The 19,936-nt window shown below is 50.1% G+C and carries 17 protein-coding genes; 14 read left to right on the forward strand and 3 right to left on the reverse strand.

The annotated features are described in order from the left end of the window. Positions 1-43: 43 nt before the first annotated feature. Positions 44-901, reverse strand: coding sequence for a formate transporter FocA (gene focA, locus HUZ68_RS08290; RefSeq protein WP_000642546.1), 858 nt, complete (start codon positions 899-901; stop codon positions 44-46). Between the two features lie 405 nt (positions 902-1,306). Further along, the gene (gene ycaO / locus HUZ68_RS08295; protein WP_001612733.1) at positions 1,307-3,067 is read right to left on the reverse strand and encodes a 30S ribosomal protein S12 methylthiotransferase accessory factor YcaO; all 1,761 of its coding nucleotides are present in this window, start codon (positions 3,065-3,067) and stop codon (positions 1,307-1,309) included. A 129-nt stretch (positions 3,068-3,196) separates the two neighbouring features. On the opposite strand from ycaO, the gene HUZ68_RS08300 reads away from it, so the two are divergent. The 14 genes from HUZ68_RS08300 (at position 3,197) to HUZ68_RS08365 (ending at position 19,079) form a co-directional block, all read left to right on the forward strand. Continuing rightward, positions 3,197-3,889: a DUF421 domain-containing protein gene (locus tag HUZ68_RS08300; protein ID WP_000642852.1), complete on the forward strand. Its 693-nt coding sequence runs from the start codon at positions 3,197-3,199 to the stop codon at positions 3,887-3,889. A gap of 198 nt (positions 3,890-4,087) precedes the next feature. Continuing rightward, positions 4,088-5,176, forward strand: coding sequence for a 3-phosphoserine/phosphohydroxythreonine transaminase (gene serC / locus HUZ68_RS08305; RefSeq protein WP_000057149.1), 1,089 nt, complete (start codon positions 4,088-4,090; stop codon positions 5,174-5,176). Between the two features lie 70 nt (positions 5,177-5,246). Then, a complete protein-coding gene (gene aroA / locus HUZ68_RS08310; RefSeq protein WP_033815685.1) occupies positions 5,247-6,530 on the forward strand; it encodes a 3-phosphoshikimate 1-carboxyvinyltransferase in 1,284 nt (427 codons plus the stop codon). A 168-nt stretch (positions 6,531-6,698) separates the two neighbouring features. Then, positions 6,699-7,463 carry a metallopeptidase YcaL gene (gene ycaL, locus HUZ68_RS08315; protein WP_000799175.1) on the forward strand — a complete coding sequence of 255 codons (765 nt, stop codon included), beginning with the start codon at positions 6,699-6,701 and terminating at the stop codon, positions 7,461-7,463. A gap of 172 nt (positions 7,464-7,635) precedes the next feature. Further along, positions 7,636-8,319, forward strand: a complete 684-nt coding sequence (cmk, locus tag HUZ68_RS08320; protein ID WP_000125016.1) for a (d)CMP kinase — start codon at positions 7,636-7,638, stop codon at positions 8,317-8,319. A gap of 110 nt (positions 8,320-8,429) precedes the next feature. Beyond that, a complete protein-coding gene (rpsA, locus tag HUZ68_RS08325; RefSeq protein WP_000140327.1) occupies positions 8,430-10,103 on the forward strand; it encodes a 30S ribosomal protein S1 in 1,674 nt (557 codons plus the stop codon). Between the two features lie 159 nt (positions 10,104-10,262). Beyond that, positions 10,263-10,547 (forward strand): integration host factor subunit beta, encoded by a 285-nt coding sequence (gene ihfB / locus HUZ68_RS08330; protein ID WP_000167336.1) that lies wholly within the window; start codon positions 10,263-10,265, stop codon positions 10,545-10,547. A gap of 206 nt (positions 10,548-10,753) precedes the next feature. Continuing rightward, a complete protein-coding gene (locus tag HUZ68_RS08335) occupies positions 10,754-13,018 on the forward strand; it encodes a ComEC family protein (protein ID WP_033815686.1) in 2,265 nt (754 codons plus the stop codon). 36 nt (positions 13,019-13,054) lie between these two features. After that, positions 13,055-14,803, forward strand: coding sequence for a lipid A ABC transporter ATP-binding protein/permease MsbA (gene msbA, locus HUZ68_RS08340; protein WP_000551273.1), 1,749 nt, complete (start codon positions 13,055-13,057; stop codon positions 14,801-14,803). Continuing rightward, a complete protein-coding gene (gene lpxK, locus HUZ68_RS08345) occupies positions 14,800-15,786 on the forward strand; it encodes a tetraacyldisaccharide 4'-kinase (RefSeq protein WP_033815687.1) in 987 nt (328 codons plus the stop codon). The genes msbA and lpxK overlap by 4 nt, the downstream gene beginning before the upstream one ends. A 36-nt stretch (positions 15,787-15,822) precedes the next feature. Further along, positions 15,823-17,055, forward strand: coding sequence for a crosslink repair DNA glycosylase YcaQ (gene ycaQ, locus HUZ68_RS08350; protein WP_000056535.1), 1,233 nt, complete (start codon positions 15,823-15,825; stop codon positions 17,053-17,055). A gap of 51 nt (positions 17,056-17,106) precedes the next feature. Further along, on the forward strand, positions 17,107-17,289 hold the full coding sequence (gene ycaR / locus HUZ68_RS08355; RefSeq protein WP_000350058.1) for a protein YcaR: 183 nt from the start codon (positions 17,107-17,109) through the stop codon (positions 17,287-17,289). Continuing rightward, positions 17,286-18,032, forward strand: coding sequence for a 3-deoxy-manno-octulosonate cytidylyltransferase (gene kdsB / locus HUZ68_RS08360; protein WP_000011613.1), 747 nt, complete (start codon positions 17,286-17,288; stop codon positions 18,030-18,032). Before ycaR ends, kdsB begins: the two co-directional genes overlap by 4 nt. A gap of 153 nt (positions 18,033-18,185) precedes the next feature. After that, positions 18,186-19,079 carry a YcbJ family phosphotransferase gene (locus HUZ68_RS08365; RefSeq protein ID WP_000436922.1) on the forward strand — a complete coding sequence of 298 codons (894 nt, stop codon included), beginning with the start codon at positions 18,186-18,188 and terminating at the stop codon, positions 19,077-19,079. Here the strand turns inward: HUZ68_RS08365 and elyC are convergent. Continuing rightward, positions 19,056-19,835 (reverse strand): envelope biogenesis factor ElyC, encoded by a 780-nt coding sequence (gene elyC / locus HUZ68_RS08370; RefSeq protein WP_000899599.1) that lies wholly within the window; start codon positions 19,833-19,835, stop codon positions 19,056-19,058. The two genes, HUZ68_RS08365 and elyC, sit on opposite strands and share 24 nt — an antisense overlap. Positions 19,836-19,936: the final 101 nt, after the last annotated feature.

Consider the following 19,936-nt stretch of genomic DNA (forward strand, 5'->3'; position numbering starts at 1 on the left):
CTTCTTAAGTGGATTTTTTATTTACTGCGTACTTCGACAACCATTAATGGTGATCGTTTTCACGCAGGTAAATGACCCAGTATGTCAACCCAACCAACAAACCACCGCCGATAATATTACCGATCGTAACCGGAATCAGGTTATCAGTGATGAAATTCATCACGGTCAGGTGAGAAAAATTTTCCGGTGCAGAACCGACAGCGGTCCAGAATTCCGGAGATGCGAAGTCGCGGATTACAATACCCATCGGGATCATAAACATGTTTGCGATACTGTGCTCAAAACCGCTGGCAACAAACATCGCGACCGGCAGCACCATGATAAACGCTTTGTCCATCAGGCTGCGGCCAGAATAACTCATCCATACTGCCAGACATACCATCAGGTTTGCCAGGATACCAAGGCAGACGGCCTCAATAAAAGTATGGTGCACTTTGTGGTCGGCGGTTTGTAGGACGTTTAGTCCCCATTGACCATTTGCGGTCATATACTCGCCGGAAAGCCACATTAAAAGTACAAACAGCAGTGCGCCGACCAGGTTGCCAAAATAGACATTTAGCCAGTTTTTAGCCAACTGACCCCAGGTTATGCGCCCACTCGCCTTAGCAACAACAATCAACACTGTGGAAGTAAAGAGATCGGCTCCGCAGACAACACAAAGAATCAGCCCCAGAGAGAAGCAAATGCCGCCAACCAGTTTTGCCATGCCGAAGGGCATTGTGCCTGTGCCAGTGGTTGCTGTGATATAGAAGACGAATGCGATTGAGATGAAAACACCGGCGGTAATCGCCAGATAGAAAGTCTTAAGCGGATGTTTCGTTGCTTTATAGACACCCGCCTCTTCGGCCACTTTGGCCATTGCAGCAGGAAGTAAAAGATCAAAAGGGTTGTCAGCTTTCACACTAACTCTCTCTTTATTAAGTCGGCGACGAGATACTAACAAAGCATTATAGATGAGAAATTGATATAGATCATATCTCGCCTGGCTTATAGGCCCGTAACTCGCATGGTTTTTATGCAAATACGGAGTAAATATTTGATTATCCAAATAAAAATAAATTTTAAAAATTAACAAATGAGTTGAATTTTTTCCGCATCCTCCGCTAAAACAGTTAATTAAAAGGGAGCACCAGGCGAATAAAGTAACAATATCGATCGTATTTATTAAATACAAATTACCGATATTTAACCTTATAATTACAATTATTTTATTAATGCAAATATATGTAAAGCGGGGCATTAAAAAAACGCCCCGTAATATAACTCAGACGAATCATTAAGCCTACATTGCGTAGGCTATTTGATTTTATTTTGCCCAGAATGCTGCTTTGGCGCGCTGCAGCTTTTCGTAGGCCTTCAACAGCGACTGATGTGCAGCAAACGCGTGCAGATCGCTATCTACTGGTTGCAAGCCATAAAACGCCGCTTCGCCGCTCATTGCCGCACTGGCGGCTTCCACGGCATCTGCGCCGTACATGCGAACAAACGCATTCAGATATTGCAGCGGCTGGCGATCTTCTTCCTGTGCCAGTAATAACAACGTTTGCAGGCAGCGATAATAGTTGGCGCGTTCCGGGCTGAATACCGATGAGTTAAACTCCATCGTCCATTCGGTCCAGACCAGAGCCTGTTCCAGATCGCCACCAGCCAGCGCCAGCATGGCTTTTAATTCACCGATACGCAGGGTGTACCAACCGTTATCCGACCCGGTCGCCAGACCCAACAGCTCACGCACGCGGGTAAAGTCATCAAAACCTTCTTCATCCAGTTGCTCGATAAGGTTCAGGTAATCTTCTTTTTCCCACTCGCTGCCTGGTAGCGAGAGAATGGTGTCGCGCAGATGACTACCCATACTGTTATTCGCTAACCACAAATCTTCAGCCGGATAAATATCGGACATGCCAGGCACGATAATACGGCAAGCATAAACGCCCAGATGCTCGTAATCGGCAATATAAACTTCTTTATCTTCTTTGTTGAAGATAGCCATCAGCGTGGCGAACTCTTCCTCCGTGGTGCCGGAGAAATTCCAGTCCACAAACGGATAATCGGCATCCTGCTTGAACAGGTCCCAGGAGATTAAACCGCTGGAATCGATAAAGTGCGTTTCGAGGTTGGTATGTTCAGCGACTTCTTCATCATCGAAGGTTGGCGGAGTAAACACATCCAAATCTTTCAGGCCACGACCTTGCAGCAGCTCGGTCACGGTACGTTCCAGTGCTACGCCAAAATCAGGATGCGCACCGAAAGAGGCAAAGCAGGTGCCGTTAGCAGGATTAAACAGTACCACGCAAATCACCGGATACTGGCCGCCAAGGGAACCATCATATGCGAAGATCGGGAAACCTTCTGCTTCCAGTGTTTCGATCGCTTCAACCACCGCTGGGTAACGCGCCAGCACGTCTGCCGGGATTTCCGGCAAGCTGATGCTTTCAGCAATAATGCGGTTTTTCACGTAGCGTTCGAAAACTTCGGACAACCCCTGAACGCGTGCTTCGTTGCGGGTATTGCCAGCGGACATACCGTTAGAAACGTACAGGTTACCAATGATATTCATCGGAATATAAACGGTCTGATTGTCGGACTGGCGCGTAAACGGCAGACCGCAAATACCACGATCTTCGTTACCGGATTGTAGGTCAATCAGCATACTGCCGGTCAATTCATTCTCCGGATCGTAAAATGCGCGCAGACGGTCATCGAGCAGCCCTTCTGGCACATCGTCATTTTCGGTCAGTGGGAACCATTTTTCGTTGGGATAATGCACAAATGGACCGTTGGCGATGGTTTCGCCCAGCCAGAAATCAGCAAAAAAGTAGTTGGTTGAGAGACGCTCGAAATATTCACCGAGTGCAGAAGCCAGCGCCGCTTTCTTGGTTGCGCCTTTACCGTTGGTAAAACACAGTGCGCACTCTTTGTCGCGAATATGTACAGACCAGACGTTAGGCACGGGATTCAGCCAGGAGGCCTCTTCAATCTGAAAGCCGAGGTCTGAAAGTTTTTGCTGGAAGCGAGCGATGGAATCTTCCAGAGCGGCATCTTTGCCGGGGATAAATGTTTGCGTCATGAAAATCACTTTAGTCGTACGGAAAGCGCGCAATAATACGGGTTTTATCTCAAAGGCGCTATCACCGCCGCCATGCCGATGAACTGTTGACTATGCTTTTAGCGGATAAACCACGTTAAGAGCATAAAAATGAAGGCGTTCGATCTCCACCGTATGGCATTTGATAAAGTGCCTTTTGATTTCCTTGGCGAAGTTGCACTACGTAGTCTGTATACCTTTGTACTGGTTTTTTTGTTCCTCAAAATGACCGGAAGACGCGGAGTGCGGCAGATGTCGCTGTTTGAAGTTTTAATCATTCTGACGCTGGGGTCAGCGGCGGGAGATGTGGCGTTTTATGATGATGTGCCGATGGTCCCGGTACTTATCGTCTTTATTACTCTGGCGTTGTTATACCGCCTGGTAATGTGGTTGATGGCGCACAGTGAAAAACTGGAGGATCTTCTGGAAGGCAAGCCAGTTGTCATTATTGAAGATGGCGAGCTGGCCTGGTCGAAACTCAATAACTCCAACATGACGGAATTTGAGTTCTTTATGGAGCTACGATTGCGTGGCGTGGAGCAGCTGGGGCAGGTACGTCTGGCGATTCTCGAAACCAACGGGCAAATCAGTGTCTATTTCTTTGAAGATGACAAGGTGAAACCGGGTTTACTTATTTTACCCAGTGATTGTACGCAGCGTTACAAAGTGGTGCCGGAGTCGGCGGACTATGCCTGCATCCGTTGTAGTGAAATCATTCATATGAACGCGGGGGAAAAACAATTATGTCCGCGCTGTGCAAATCCAGAATGGACGAAGGCAAGTCGGGCTAAACGGGTGACCTGACAGCAAAAATATCGGTTTTTTGGTAATAATCCGAGAGATTCTGTTGTGTGACGCGTGCCGCATTTTTGCCCTCAACGGTTTTACCCATTGCGATGCGTGTCACTGAATGATAAAACCGATAGCCACAGGAATAACATATTACCCGCGGTCGCAATCGATTGACTGGGGGTTAATGGCAACGCAACGTGGTGAGGGGAAATGGCTCAAATCTTCAATTTTAGTTCTGGTCCGGCAATGCTACCGGCAGAGGTGCTTAAACAGGCTCAACAGGAACTGCGCGACTGGAACGGTCTTGGTACGTCGGTGATGGAAGTGAGTCACCGTGGCAAAGAGTTCATTCAGGTTGCAGAGGAAGCCGAGAAGGATTTTCGCGATCTTCTTAATGTCCCCTCCAACTACAAGGTATTATTCTGCCATGGCGGTGGTCGCGGTCAGTTTGCTGCGGTACCGCTGAATATTCTCGGTGATAAAACCACCGCAGATTATGTTGATGCCGGTTACTGGGCGGCAAGTGCCATTAAAGAAGCGAAAAAATACTGTACGCCTAATGTCTTTGACGCCAAAGTGACTGTTGATGGTCTGCGCGCGGTTAAGCCCATGCGTGAATGGCAACTCTCTGATAATGCTGCTTATATGCATTACTGCCCGAATGAAACCATCGACGGTATCGCCATCGACGAAACGCCAGACTTCGGCAAAGATGTGGTGGTCGCCGCCGACTTCTCTTCAACCATTCTTTCCCGTCCGATTGACGTCAGCCGTTATGGTGTAATTTACGCTGGCGCGCAGAAAAATATCGGCCCGGCAGGCCTGACAATCGTCATCGTTCGTGAAGATTTGCTGGGCAAAGCGAATATCGCGTGTCCGTCGATTCTGGATTATTCCATCCTCAACGATAACGGCTCCATGTTTAACACGCCGCCGACATTTGCCTGGTATCTGTCTGGTCTGGTCTTTAAATGGCTGAAAGCGAACGGCGGTGTAGCTGAAATGGATAAAATCAATCAGCAAAAAGCAGAACTGCTGTATGGGGTAATTGATAACAGCGATTTCTACCGCAATGACGTGGCGAAAGCTAACCGTTCGCGGATGAACGTACCATTCCAGTTGGCAGACAGTGCGCTTGACAAATTGTTCCTTGAAGAGTCTTTTGCTGCAGGCCTTCATGCACTGAAAGGTCACCGTGTGGTCGGCGGAATGCGCGCGTCCATTTATAACGCCATGCCGCTGGAAGGCGTTAAAGCGCTGACAGACTTCATGGTTGAGTTCGAACGCCGTCACGGCTAATGCCGAAATTTTGCTTAATCCCCACAGCCAGCCTGTGGGGTTTTTATTTCTGTTGTAGAGAGTTGAGTTCATGGAATCCCTGACGTTACAACCCATCGCTCGTGTCGATGGCACTATTAATCTGCCCGGTTCCAAGAGCGTTTCTAACCGCGCTTTATTGCTGGCGGCATTAGCACACGGCAAAACAGTATTAACCAATCTGCTGGATAGCGATGACGTGCGCCATATGCTGAATGCATTAGCAGCGTTAGGGGTAAGCTATACGCTTTCAGCCGATCGTACGCGTTGCGAAATTATCGGTAACGGCGGTCCATTACACGCAGAAGGTGCCCTGGAGTTGTTCCTCGGAAACGCCGGAACGGCAATGCGCCCGCTGGCGGCAGCTCTTTGTCTGGGTAGCAATGATATTGTGCTGACCGGTGAGCCGCGTATGAAAGAGCGCCCGATTGGTCATCTGGTGGATGCGCTGCGCCTGGGCGGGGCGAAGATCACTTACCTGGAACAAGAAAATTATCCGCCATTGCGTTTACAGGGCGGCTTTACAGGTGGCAATGTTGACGTTGATGGTTCCGTTTCCAGTCAATTCCTCACCGCACTATTAATGACTGCGCCGCTTGCGCCGGAAGATACAGTTATTCGTATTAAAGGCGATCTGGTTTCTAAACCTTATATCGACATCACACTCAATCTGATGAAGACGTTTGGTGTTGAAGTTGAAAATCAGCACTATCAACAATTTGTGGTGAAAGGTGGTCAACCTTATCAGTCACCGGGTACTTATTTGGTCGAAGGCGATGCATCTTCAGCTTCTTACTTCCTGGCAGCAGCAGCAATCAAAGGCGGAACTGTAAAAGTGACCGGCATTGGACGCAACAGTATGCAGGGTGATATTCGCTTTGCTGATGTGCTGGAAAAAATGGGCGCGACCATTTGCTGGGGCGATGATTATATTTCCTGTACGCGTGGTGAACTGAACGCTATTGATATGGATATGAACCATATTCCTGATGCGGCGATGACCATTGCCACGGCGGCGTTATTTGCAAAAGGCACCACCACGCTGCGCAATATCTATAACTGGCGTGTTAAAGAAACCGATCGCCTGTTTGCGATGGCAACAGAACTGCGTAAAGTCGGTGCGGAAGTAGAAGAGGGGCACGATTACATTCGTATCACTCCACCGGAAAAACTGAACTTTGCCGAGATCGCGACATACAATGATCACCGGATGGCGATGTGTTTCTCGCTGGTGGCGTTGTCAGATACACCAGTGACGATTCTTGATCCCAAATGTACGGCCAAAACATTTCCGGATTATTTCGAGCAGCTGGCGCGGATTAGCCAGGCAGCCTGAATGAATAACGTCCAATAAATAGCCAAAACTTTCTTTATCAAAACGTCGGCACATTGCCGGCGTTTTTTTTCGGACCTTGTGAGTCATTTTGATTAATGGTAGCGTCAGTTGTCAATGTAAGTTGTTGATACATAATATTTATATATGATTAATCAACGGATGATTCACATGAAGAATACTAAATTACTGCTGGCGATTGTGACCTCTGCAGCATTACTGACGGGGTGTCAAAATACCCACGGTATTGATACCAATATGGCTATCAGCTCCGGTTTAAATGCCTATAAAGCAGCAACATTAAGCGATGCCGATGCAAAAGCGATTGCCAATCAGGGCTGTGCCGAAATGGACAGCGGCAATCAAGTCGCAAGTAAATCCAGCAAGTACGGTAAACGTCTGGCAAAAATCGCCAAAGCATTGGGTAACAATATTAATGGCACGCCGGTCAACTATAAGGTTTATATGACCAGCGACGTCAACGCATGGGCGATGGCGAACGGCTGTGTTCGTGTTTACAGTGGCCTGATGGACATGATGAACGATAACGAAATTGAAGGCGTTCTGGGCCATGAACTGGGCCACGTCGCGTTGGGTCACTCGCTGGCTGAAATGAAAGCTTCTTATGCGATCGTTGCCGCACGCGATGCCATTTCAGCTACCAGCGGTGTGGCTTCCCAGCTTTCCCGCTCACAATTGGGTGATATCGCAGAAGGCGCTATCAATGCGAAATACTCCCGCGATAAAGAGTCCGAAGCAGATGATTTCTCCTTTGATCTGTTGAAGAAACGTGGCATCAGCACCCAGGGGCTGGTTGGCAGCTTCGAAAAACTGGCTAGCCTGGATGGCGGTCGCACCCAGTCCATGTTTGACTCTCACCCACCATCAACAGAGCGTGCACAACACATCCGTGATCGTATCGCCTCTGGTAAGTAAATCATTGTCATCTTTCGGGCTGGTCTTCTGCCAGCCCGCTATAATTGCGCAATAAATCCCCATCTGAATACATACAAAACTGGTTTTTGCACACAACGTTAACGATTTGTGGCGTCGGCGCGTATAATGCGCGCGGTTATGTTAACGGTACGCCTGTTTTAAGGAGATAAAGATGACGGCAATTGCCCCGGTTATTACCATTGATGGCCCAAGCGGTGCAGGGAAAGGCACCTTGTGTAAGGCTATGGCGGAAGCGTTGCAATGGCATCTGCTGGACTCGGGTGCAATTTATCGCGTACTGGCATTGGCGGCATTACATCACCATGTTGATGTTGCGTCGGAAGATGCGCTGGTACCGCTGGCATCCCATCTGGATGTACGTTTTGTGTCAACCAATGGCAATCTGGAAGTGATCCTCGAAGGGGAAGATGTCAGCGGCGAAATTCGTACTCAGGAAGTGGCGAATGCAGCTTCACAAGTCGCGGCATTCCCACGCGTTCGTGAAGCATTATTGCGTCGCCAACGCGCGTTTCGCGAATTACCAGGCCTGATTGCCGATGGCCGCGACATGGGAACGGTGGTATTCCCTGATGCGCCAGTGAAAATTTTCCTTGACGCCTCCTCGGAAGAACGTGCGCATCGCCGCATGCTACAGTTGCAGGAGAAGGGCTTTAGTGTTAACTTTGAGCGCCTTTTGGCCGAGATCAAAGAACGCGACGACCGCGATCGTAACCGAGCGGTAGCGCCACTGGTTCCGGCAGCCGATGCTTTAGTGTTGGATTCCACCACCTTAAGCATTGAGCAAGTGATTGAAAAAGCGCTACAATACGCGCGCCAGAAATTGGCTCTCGCATAAGCGACCGAATTTGCAGTACCCCCGTTGCAATGGAATGACAGCGGGTATGTTAAACAACCCCATCCGGCATGGAGCCAGGTGGACGTTAAATATAAACCTGAAGATTAAACATGACTGAATCTTTTGCTCAACTCTTTGAAGAGTCCTTAAAAGAAATCGAAACCCGCCCGGGTTCTATCGTTCGTGGCGTTGTTGTTGCTATCGACAAAGACGTAGTACTGGTTGACGCTGGTCTGAAATCTGAGTCCGCCATCCCGGCTGAGCAGTTCAAAAACGCCCAGGGCGAGCTGGAAATCCAGGTAGGTGACGAAGTTGACGTTGCTCTGGACGCAGTAGAAGACGGCTTCGGTGAAACTCTGCTGTCCCGTGAGAAAGCTAAACGTCACGAAGCCTGGATCACGCTGGAAAAAGCTTACGAAGATGCTGAAACTGTTACCGGTGTTATCAACGGCAAAGTTAAGGGCGGCTTCACTGTTGAGCTGAACGGTATTCGTGCGTTCCTGCCAGGTTCTCTGGTAGACGTTCGTCCGGTGCGTGACACTCTGCACCTGGAAGGCAAAGAGCTTGAATTTAAAGTAATCAAGCTGGATCAGAAGCGCAACAACGTTGTTGTTTCTCGTCGTGCCGTTATCGAATCCGAAAACAGCGCAGAGCGCGATCAGCTGCTGGAAAACCTGCAGGAAGGCATGGAAGTTAAAGGTATCGTTAAGAACCTCACTGACTACGGTGCATTCGTTGATCTGGGCGGCGTTGACGGCCTGCTGCACATCACTGACATGGCCTGGAAACGCGTTAAGCATCCGAGCGAAATCGTCAACGTGGGCGACGAAATCACTGTTAAAGTGCTGAAGTTCGACCGCGAACGTACCCGTGTATCCCTGGGCCTGAAACAGCTGGGCGAAGATCCGTGGGTAGCTATCGCTAAACGTTATCCGGAAGGTACCAAACTGACTGGTCGCGTGACCAACCTGACCGACTACGGCTGCTTCGTTGAAATCGAAGAAGGCGTTGAAGGCCTGGTACACGTTTCCGAAATGGATTGGACCAACAAAAACATCCACCCGTCCAAAGTTGTTAACGTTGGCGATGTAGTGGAAGTTATGGTTCTGGATATCGACGAAGAACGTCGTCGTATCTCCCTGGGTCTGAAACAGTGCAAAGCTAACCCGTGGCAGCAGTTCGCGGAAACCCACAACAAGGGCGACCGTGTTGAAGGTAAAATCAAGTCTATCACTGACTTCGGTATCTTCATCGGCCTGGACGGCGGCATCGACGGCCTGGTTCACCTGTCTGACATCTCCTGGAACGTTGCAGGCGAAGAAGCAGTTCGTGAATACAAAAAAGGCGACGAAATCGCTGCAGTTGTTCTGCAGGTTGACGCAGAACGTGAACGTATCTCCCTGGGCGTTAAACAGCTCGCAGAAGATCCGTTCAACAACTGGGTTGCTCTGAACAAGAAAGGCGCTATCGTAACCGGTAAAGTAACTGCAGTTGACGCTAAAGGCGCAACCGTAGAACTGGCTGACGGCGTTGAAGGTTACCTGCGTGCTTCTGAAGCATCCCGTGACCGCGTTGAAGACGCTACCCTGGTTCTGAGCGTTGGCGACGAAGTTGAAGCTAAATTCACCGGCGTTGATCGTAAAAATCGCGCAATCAGCCTGTCTGTTCGTGCGAAAGACGAAGCTGACGAGAAAGATGCAATCGCAACTGTTAACAAACAGGAAGATGCAAACTTCTCCAACAACGCAATGGCTGAAGCTTTCAAAGCAGCTAAAGGCGAGTAATTCTCTGACTCTTCGGGATTTTTATTCCGAAGTTTGTTGAGTTTACTTGACAGATTGCAGGTTTCGTCCTGTAATCAAGCACTAAGGGCGGCTACGGCCGCCCTTAATCAATGCAGCAACAGCAGCCGCTTAATTTGCCTTTAAGGAACCGGAGGAATCATGACCAAGTCAGAATTGATAGAAAGACTTGCCACCCAGCAATCGCACATTCCCGCCAAGACGGTTGAAGATGCAGTAAAAGAGATGCTGGAGCATATGGCCTCGACTCTTGCGCAGGGCGAGCGTATTGAAATCCGCGGTTTCGGCAGTTTCTCTTTGCACTACCGCGCACCACGTACCGGACGTAATCCGAAGACTGGCGATAAAGTAGAACTGGAAGGAAAATACGTTCCTCACTTTAAACCTGGTAAAGAACTGCGCGATCGCGCCAATATTTACGGTTAAGTTTTTACTCAAACTTGAACGCGAGAAAAGCACCTGTCGGGTGCTTTTTTCATTTCTCTAATCTGGAACTGGAAGCTGCCTCGCAGAGTTTTGAGCAGTTTTCACCCTCTCGTTAAATTCTTCTGAATGTGCCTCGGGGAACGCAAAATTCCCACCAGACAACCGCTCAACAAAGTTGCACACTTTCCATAAACAGGGAGGGGTGCATGAAAATAACGACAGTCGGCGTATGCATAATTTGCGGAATTTTTCCGTTGCTGATTTTGCCCCAATTGCCAGGGACATTAACCCTTGCGTTTCTGACTCTCTTCGCCTGCGTACTGGCATTTATCCCTGTTAAAACGCTACGTTATATCGCGCTGACGTTGCTGTTTTTCGTTTGGGGCATATTATCAGCAAAGCAAATTTTGTGGGCAGGAGAAACCTTAACTGGCGCGACGCAGGATGCAATTGTTGAGATCACTGCTACTGACGGCATGACCACTCATTACGGTCAAATTACTCATCTACAAGGTCGACGTATATTCCCTGCGCCAGGCCTCGTGCTGTATGGCGAATATCTTCCGCAAGCGGTTTGTGCTGGACAACAATGGTCAATGAAACTCAAAGTTCGTGCGGTTCATGGCCAACTTAATGATGGCGGCTTTGATAGTCAGCGTTATGCCATTGCCCTGCATCAGCCGCTCACCGGCCGCTTTCTGCAGGCAAGTGTTATTGAACCGAGTTGTAGCCTGCGTGCACAGTATCTGGCGTCACTACAAACAACGCTGCAACCCTATCCGTGGAATGCGGTTATTCTTGGTTTAGGTATGGGGGAACGGTTATCCGTCCCTAAAGAAATCAAAAATATCATGCGTGATACTGGAACGGCGCATTTAATGGCGATATCGGGATTGCACATCGCTTTTGCGGCGTTGCTGGCTGCCGGACTCATTCGCAGTGGACAAATTTTTCTGCCTGGGCGCTGGATCCACTGGCAAATGCCATTAATTGGCGGAATCTGCTGTGCTACTTTTTATGCCTGGCTGACGGGAATGCAACCTCCTGCATTGCGTACCGTCGTGGCGCTTGCTACGTGGGGAATGCTTAAGTTAAGTGGGCGACAGTGGAGTGGCTGGGATGTATGGATATGTTGTCTGGCGGCAATTTTGCTGATGGATCCTGTTGCCATTCTCTCGCAAAGTTTATGGCTCTCTGCCGCTGCGGTCGCGGCATTGATATTTTGGTATCAGTGGTTTCCCTGTCCTGAGTGGCAACTGCCGCCGGTATTGCGTGCAGTTGTTTCCCTCATCCATCTGCAACTGGGAATCACACTTCTGCTTATGCCCGTGCAAATCGTCATATTTCATGGCATTAGTCTGACCTCGTTTATTGCAAATCTATTAGCAATTCCCTTGGTGACATTTATCACGGTTCCGTTGATCCTCGCCGCGATGGTTGTGCATTTAAGCGGGCCGTTAATCCTGGAGCAAGGGTTATGGTTTCTTGCCGACCGGTCTTTGGCTTTACTTTTCTGGGGGTTAAAGAGTTTGCCAGAAGGGTGGATCAACATTGCTGAACGTTGGCAATGGCTATCATTTTCCCCATGGTTCTTACTGGTTGTATGGCGATTAAACGCCTGGCGAACGTTGCCAGCAATGTGTGTGGCTGTAGGCTTGCTGATGTGCTGGCCGCTGTGGCAAAAACCTCGACCTGACGAGTGGCAAGTGTACATGCTTGATGTCGGGCAAGGGCTGGCAATGGTGATAGCCAGAAACGGCAAAGCGATTCTCTATGACACGGGACTGGCCTGGCCTGAAGGGGATAGTGGGCAACAACTGATTATCCCCTGGCTCCACTGGCATAATCTTGAACCGGAAGGCGTTATCCTGAGTCATGAACATCTGGATCACCGGGGAGGGCTGGACTCAATATTGCATACATGGCCGATGTTATGGATCAGAAGTCCGTTAAACTGGGAACATCATCAGCCCTGTGTGCGTGGCGAAGCGTGGCAATGGCAAGGATTGCGTTTCAGCGTGCACTGGCCTTTACAAGCTAGCAACGATAAAGGAAATAACCATTCCTGTGTGGTTAAGGTTGATGACGGGACGAATGGCATTCTTCTAACCGGTGATATTGAAGCCCCAGCTGAACAAAAGATGCTAAGCCGTTACTGGCAGCAAGTGCAGGCAACATTGCTTCAGGTACCTCACCATGGCAGTAATACCTCATCATCGTTGCCATTAATTCAGCGAGTGAATGGAAAAGTGGCACTCGCATCGGCATCGCGCTATAACGCATGGCGACTGCCCTCTAACAAAGTTAAGCATCGCTATCAACAACAGGGTTATACGTGGCTTGATACTCCTCATCAGGGGCAAGTAACGGTCGATTTTTCAGCGCAAGGCTGGCGGATTAGCAGCCTCAGGGAGCAAATTTTACCTCGTTGGTATCATCAGTGGTTTGGCGTGCCAGTGGATAACGGGTAGAATATGCGGCTATTTCAACAAATGCTGGTTTTTTGAATGCATAACGACAAAGATCTCTCTACGTGGCAGACATTCCGCCGACTGTGGCCAACCATTGCGCCTTTTAAAGCGGGTCTGATCGTGGCGGGCGTAGCGTTAATCCTCAACGCAGCCAGCGATACCTTCATGCTATCGCTCCTTAAGCCACTTCTTGATGATGGCTTTGGTAAAACAGATCGCTCCGTGCTGGTGTGGATGCCGCTGGTGGTGATCGGGCTGATGATTTTGCGTGGTATCACCAGCTATGTCTCCAGCTACTGTATCTCCTGGGTATCAGGAAAGGTGGTAATGACCATGCGTCGCCGCCTGTTTGGTCACATGATGGGAATGCCGGTTTCATTCTTTGACAAACAGTCAACGGGTACGCTGTTGTCACGTATCACCTACGATTCCGAACAGGTTGCTTCTTCCTCTTCCGGCGCACTGATTACTGTTGTGCGTGAAGGTGCGTCGATCATCGGCCTGTTCATCATGATGTTCTATTACAGTTGGCAATTGTCGATCATTTTGATTGTGTTGGCACCGATTGTTTCGATTGCGATTCGCGTAGTATCGAAGCGTTTTCGCAACATCAGTAAAAACATGCAGAACACCATGGGGCAGGTGACCACCAGCGCTGAACAAATGCTGAAAGGCCATAAAGAAGTATTGATTTTCGGTGGTCAGGAAGTGGAAACGAAACGCTTCGATAAAGTCAGCAACCGAATGCGTCTTCAGGGGATGAAAATGGTTTCAGCCTCTTCCATCTCTGATCCGATCATTCAGCTGATCGCCTCTTTGGCGCTGGCGTTTGTTCTGTATGCGGCGAGCTTCCCAAGTGTCATGGATAGCCTGACTGCCGGTACGATTACCGTTGTTTTCTCTTCAATGATTGCACTGATGCGTCCGCTGAAATCGCTGACCAACGTTAACGCCCAGTTCCAGCGCGGTATGGCGGCTTGTCAGACGCTGTTTACCATTCTGGACAGTGAGCAGGAGAAAGACGAAGGTAAGCGCGTGCTCGAGCGTGCGACTGGCGACGTGGAATTCCGCAATGTCACCTTTACTTATCCGGGACGTGACGTACCCGCATTGCGTAACATCAACCTGAAAATTCCGGCAGGGAAGACGGTTGCTCTGGTTGGACGCTCTGGTTCAGGTAAATCAACCATCGCCAGCCTGATCACGCGTTTTTACGATATTGATGAAGGCGAAATCCTGATGGATGGTCACGATCTGCGCGAGTATACCCTGGCGTCGTTACGTAACCAGGTTGCTCTGGTGTCGCAGAATGTCCATCTGTTTAACGATACGGTTGCTAACAACATTGCTTACGCACGGACTGAACAGTACAGCCGTGAGCAAATTGAAGAAGCGGCGCGTATGGCCTACGCCATGGACTTCATCAATAAGATGGATAACGGTCTCGATACAGTGATTGGTGAAAACGGCGTGCTGCTCTCTGGCGGTCAGCGTCAGCGTATTGCTATCGCTCGAGCCTTGTTGCGTGATAGCCCGATTCTGATTCTGGACGAAGCTACCTCGGCGTTGGATACCGAATCCGAACGTGCGATTCAGGCGGCACTGGATGAGTTGCAGAAAAACCGTACCTCTCTGGTGATTGCCCACCGCTTGTCTACCATTGAAAAGGCAGACGAAATCGTGGTCGTCGAGGATGGTGTCATTGTGGAACGCGGTACGCATAACGATTTGCTTGAGCACCGCGGCGTTTACGCGCAACTTCACAAAATGCAGTTTGGCCAATGATCGAAAAAATCTGGTCTGGTGAATCCCCTTTGTGGCGGCTATTGCTGCCACTCTCCTGGTTGTATGGCCTGGTGAGTGGCGCGATCCGTCTTTGCTATAAACTAAAACTGAAGCGTGCCTGGCGTGCCCCCGTACCGGTTGTCGTGGTTGGTAATCTCACCGCAGGCGGCAACGGAAAAACCCCGGTCGTTGTCTGGCTGGTGGAAAAGTTGCAACAGCGCGGTATTCGCGTGGGGGTCGTATCGCGGGGATATGGTGGTAAGGCTGAATCTTATCCGCTGTTATTGTCGGCAGATACCACCACAGCACAGGCGGGTGATGAACCTGTGTTGATTTATCAACGCACTGATGCGCCTGTTGCGGTTTCTCCCGTTCGTTCTGATGCGGTAAAAGCCATTCTGGCGCAACACCCTGATGTGCAGATCATCGTAACCGACGACGGTTTACAGCATTACCGTCTGGCGCGTGATGTGGAAATTGTCGTTATTGATGGTGTGCGTCGCTTTGGCAATGGCTGGTGGTTGCCGGCGGGGCCAATGCGTGAGCGAGCGGGGCGCTTAAAGTCAGTTGATGCGGTAATCGTCAACGGCGGTGTCCCCCGCAGCGGTGAAATCCCCATGCATCTGCTGCCGGGTCAGGCGGTGAATTTACGTACCGGTACGCGTTGTGACGTTGCTCAGCTTGAACATGTGGTGGCGATGGCAGGGATTGGGCATCCGCCGCGCTTTTTTGCCACGCTGAAGATGTGCGGTGTACAACCGGAAAAATGTGTACCGCTGGCCGATCATCAGTCTTTGAACCATGCGGATGTCAGCGCGTTGGTAAGCACCGGGCAAACGCTGGTAATGACTGAAAAAGATGCGGTGAAATGCCGGGCCTTTGCAGAAGAAAATTGGTGGTATTTGCCCGTTGACGCACAGCTTTCAGGTGATGAACCAGCGAAACTGCTTGCGCAACTAACCTCGCTGGCTTCTGGCAACTAGTTACGCCGCGGCAGCGTTCGATTGATGGAGTCATGAATGTCGCTGCCGCACCTCTCCCTTGCTGATGCGCGTAATCTTCACCTTGCCGCGCAAGGCCTGTTAAACAAACCCCGCCGTCGAGCGTCGTTGGAGGATATTCCGGCAACGATCTCCCGCATGTCCTTGCTGCAAATCGATACCATCAATATTGTTGCCCGTAGCCCATATCTGGTGCTTTTCAGTCGTCTGGGAAATTATCCTGCCCAGTGGCTGGATGAGTCTCTGGCGCGTGGCGAATTAATGGAATACTGGGCGCATGAAGCCTGCTTTATGCCACGCAGCGACTTTCGTCTTATTCGCCACCGCATGCTGGCACCTGAAAAAATGGGCTGGAAATACAAAGACGCCTGGATGCAGGAACATGAGGCGGAAATTGCACAGTTAATTCAGCATATTCATGATAAGGGGCCGGTACGTTCAGCCGATTTTGAGCATCCTCGTAAAGGTGCAAGCGGCTGGTGGGAATGGAAGCCGCATAAACGGCATCTGGAAGGTTTATTTACTGCCGGAAAGGTGATGGTGATTGAACGGCGCAACTTCCAGCGCGTTTATGATTTAACCCACCGTGTCATGCCTGACTGGGATGATGAGCGCGATCTCGTTTCGCAAACAGAAGCAGAAATCATCATGCTGGATAACAGTGCGCGTAGCCTGGGAATATTCCGCGAACAGTGGCTGGCAGATTACTATCGGCTGAAACGTCCGGCACTGGCGGCGTGGCGTGAAGCGAGGGCTGAACAGCAGCAAATCATTGCTGTGCATGTTGAAAAATTGGGCAATCTTTGGCTGCATGCTGATTTGCTGCCGCTACTCGAGCGAGCGCTGGCCGGAAAGCTCACTGCAACGCACAGCGCGGTACTTTCGCCTTTTGATCCTGTTGTCTGGGATCGCAAACGCGCAGAGCAGCTTTTTGATTTTAGCTACCGGCTGGAGTGCTATACCCCAGCGCCGAAACGCCAGTATGGCTATTTTGTTCTGCCGTTATTACATCGTGGGCAATTAGTTGGGCGAATGGATGCCAAAATGCATCGCCAGACAGGCATCCTTGAAGTTATCTCTCTGTGGTTACAGGAAGGTATTAAACCAACGACAACGCTGCAAAAAGGGTTACGTCAGGCGATTACTGATTTCGCTAACTGGCAGCAGGCAACGCGGGTGACATTAGGACACTGCCCGCAAGGTCTCTTTACGGATTGCCGCACCGGCTGGGAAATAGACCCCGTCGCATAAATGATTATGATAAGATTTATGCATTCATAACCCGATCCATCTGGAGGAACTATGGATCATCGTCTGCTTGAAATCATTGCCTGCCCGGTTTGCAACGGAAAACTTTGGTATAACCAGGAAAAACAAGAACTTATTTGCAAACTGGACAACCTAGCTTTCCCGCTGCGCGATGGCATTCCAGTGTTGCTGGAAACGGAAGCCCGCGTGCTGACTGCTGATGAGAGTAAATCATGAGTTTTGTGGTCATTATTCCCGCGCGCTACGCGTCCACGCGTCTGCCCGGTAAACCATTGGTTGATATTAACGGCAAACCCATGATTGTTCATGTTCTTGAACGCGCGCGTGAATCAGGTGCCGAGCGCATCATCGTGGCAACCGATCATGAGGATGTCGCCCGCGCCGTTGAAGCCGCTGGCGGTGAAGTATGTATGACGCGCGCCGATCACCAGTCAGGGACAGAACGCTTGGCGGAAGTTGTCGAAAAATGCGCGTTCAGCGACGACACGGTGATCGTTAATGTGCAGGGTGATGAACCGATGATCCCTGCGACAATCATTCGTCAGGTTGCTGATAACCTCGCTCAGCGTCAGGTGGGTATGGCGACTCTGGCGGTGCCAATCCACAATGCGGAAGAAGCGTTTAACCCGAATGCGGTGAAAGTGGTTCTCGACGCTGAAGGGTATGCACTGTACTTCTCACGCGCTACCATTCCGTGGGATCGTGATCGTTTTGCAAAAGGCCTTGAAACCGTTGGCGATAACTTCCTGCGTCATCTTGGTATTTATGGCTACCGTGCAGGCTTTATCCGTCGTTACGTCACCTGGCAGCCAAGCCCGTTAGAACACATCGAAATGTTAGAGCAGCTTCGTGTTCTGTGGTACGGCGAAAAAATCCATGTTGCTGTCGCGCATGAAGTTCCTGGCACAGGTGTGGATACCCCTGAAGATCTCGAGCGCGTTCGCGCTGAAATGCGCTAATTTCACTTCACGACACTCCAGCCAATTTTGGGAGGAGTGTCGTACCGTTACGATTTTCCTCAATTTTTCTTTTCAACAATTGATCTCATTCAGGTGACATCTTTTATATTGGCGCTCATTATGAAAGCAGTAGCTTTTATGAGGGTAATCTGAATGGAACAGCTGCGTGCCGAATTAAGCCATTTACTGGGCGAAAAACTCAGTCGTATTGAGTGCGTCAATGAAAAAGCGGATACGGCGTTGTGGGCTTTGTATGACAGCCAGGGAAACCCAATGCCGTTAATGGCAAGAAGCTTTAGTACGCCCGGAAAAGCCCGACAACTGGCATGGAAAACCACCATGCTGGCAAGAAGTGGGACTGTCCGTATGCCGACTATTTATGGTGTGATGACGCATGAAGAACACCCCGGCCCCGATGTCCTGCTACTGGAGCGGATGCGTGGTGTTTCGGTGGAGGCACCAGCCCGAACACCAGAACGCTGGGAACAGCTCAAAGACCAAATCGTTGAAGCCTTACTGGCCTGGCACCGTCAGGACAGTCGCGGTTGCGTCGGCGCGGTCGACAATACTCAGGAAAATTTCTGGCCCTCATGGTACCGGCAACATGTTGAAGTGCTATGGACCACGCTCAATCAGTTCAATAACACCGGTCTGACGATGCAGGATAAGCGGATCCTGTTTCGCACTCGCGAATGTCTCCCGGCATTATTTGAAGGTTTTAACGACAATTGTGTGCTGATTCACGGTAACTTCTGTTTACGCAGCATGCTGAAAGATTCGCGCAGCGATCAGTTACTGGCGATGGTCGGGCCGGGACTAATGCTTTGGGCACCGCGAGAATACGAACTGTTCCGACTAATGGATAATTCTCTGGCGGAAGATTTGCTCTGGAGTTACCTGCAACGCGCGCCAGTGGCGGAGTCGTTCATCTGGCGGCGTTGGTTGTATGTGTTATGGGATGAAGTTGCGCAACTGGTTAATACCGGACGATTTAGTCGGCGCAACTTCGATCTGGCATCAAAATCACTCTTGCCGTGGCTCGCCTGACGGACCTTTCAGCCACTGCCAGATGCGGCCAAGCGTTTCATAGCCAACACGATCGCTATGCATCAGCCAGACCGGAGAAGGGATTGCCCGTTCCCACGGATTAAGCGGCGAGTCGATGGCCAACTGATTCGCCGGGGCTGGTAGCGGATTTAACCCTTCCTGCTGAAAAAAGATCATCGCCCGCGGCAGATGTGATGCGGAGGTCACCAGCAGGAAAGGGGCGTCACCAATCGCCTGTTTCACTGCCGCAGCTTCTTCTTCGGTATCTTTTGGCAAATCCAGGGTGATAATTTGCTCGCGCGGTACGCCCAGCGATTGCGCAACTCTGGCACCTACTTCCGCTGTACTCACCGTATTGGTTTTTGCTACGCCTCCCGTGAAGATCAGTTTTGAACCCGGATTTTCGCGCCATAAACGGATACCCTCATTCAGGCGTGGCAGACTGTTATTGATTAAATTAGAGCTCGGTGCCCACTGCGGGTTCCAGGTATAACCACCTCCGAGCACTACGATATAGTCCACTTTTTGCGAATTATTCCATGTCGGATAGGTGCTTTCGATGGGACGCAGCAGGCGGTCGGCTACCGGTTGCAAACTCAATAACAAGAGTGCCAGCCACCCAATGCTAATAAAAATCTTCCCGGTTTTTTGAAAACGGCTAAACCACAGCAGCGCCAGGCCAGCGCCAATAATTAACAACATCAGCGGAAGTGGCAGCAACATATTGCCAATCACTTTTTTCAGTGTAAAAAGCATCCTTTCTGGTTCCTTTTTTAACCATATAGCAAGGGATCGCCAGCGATATTACACCAGACGGGTTCATTCTCGCCGTGGCTGTGACAAAATAGCGTCTTTAT

This window comes from Shigella dysenteriae (assembly GCF_022354085.1).
GTDB lineage: Bacteria > Pseudomonadota > Gammaproteobacteria > Enterobacterales > Enterobacteriaceae > Escherichia > Escherichia coli.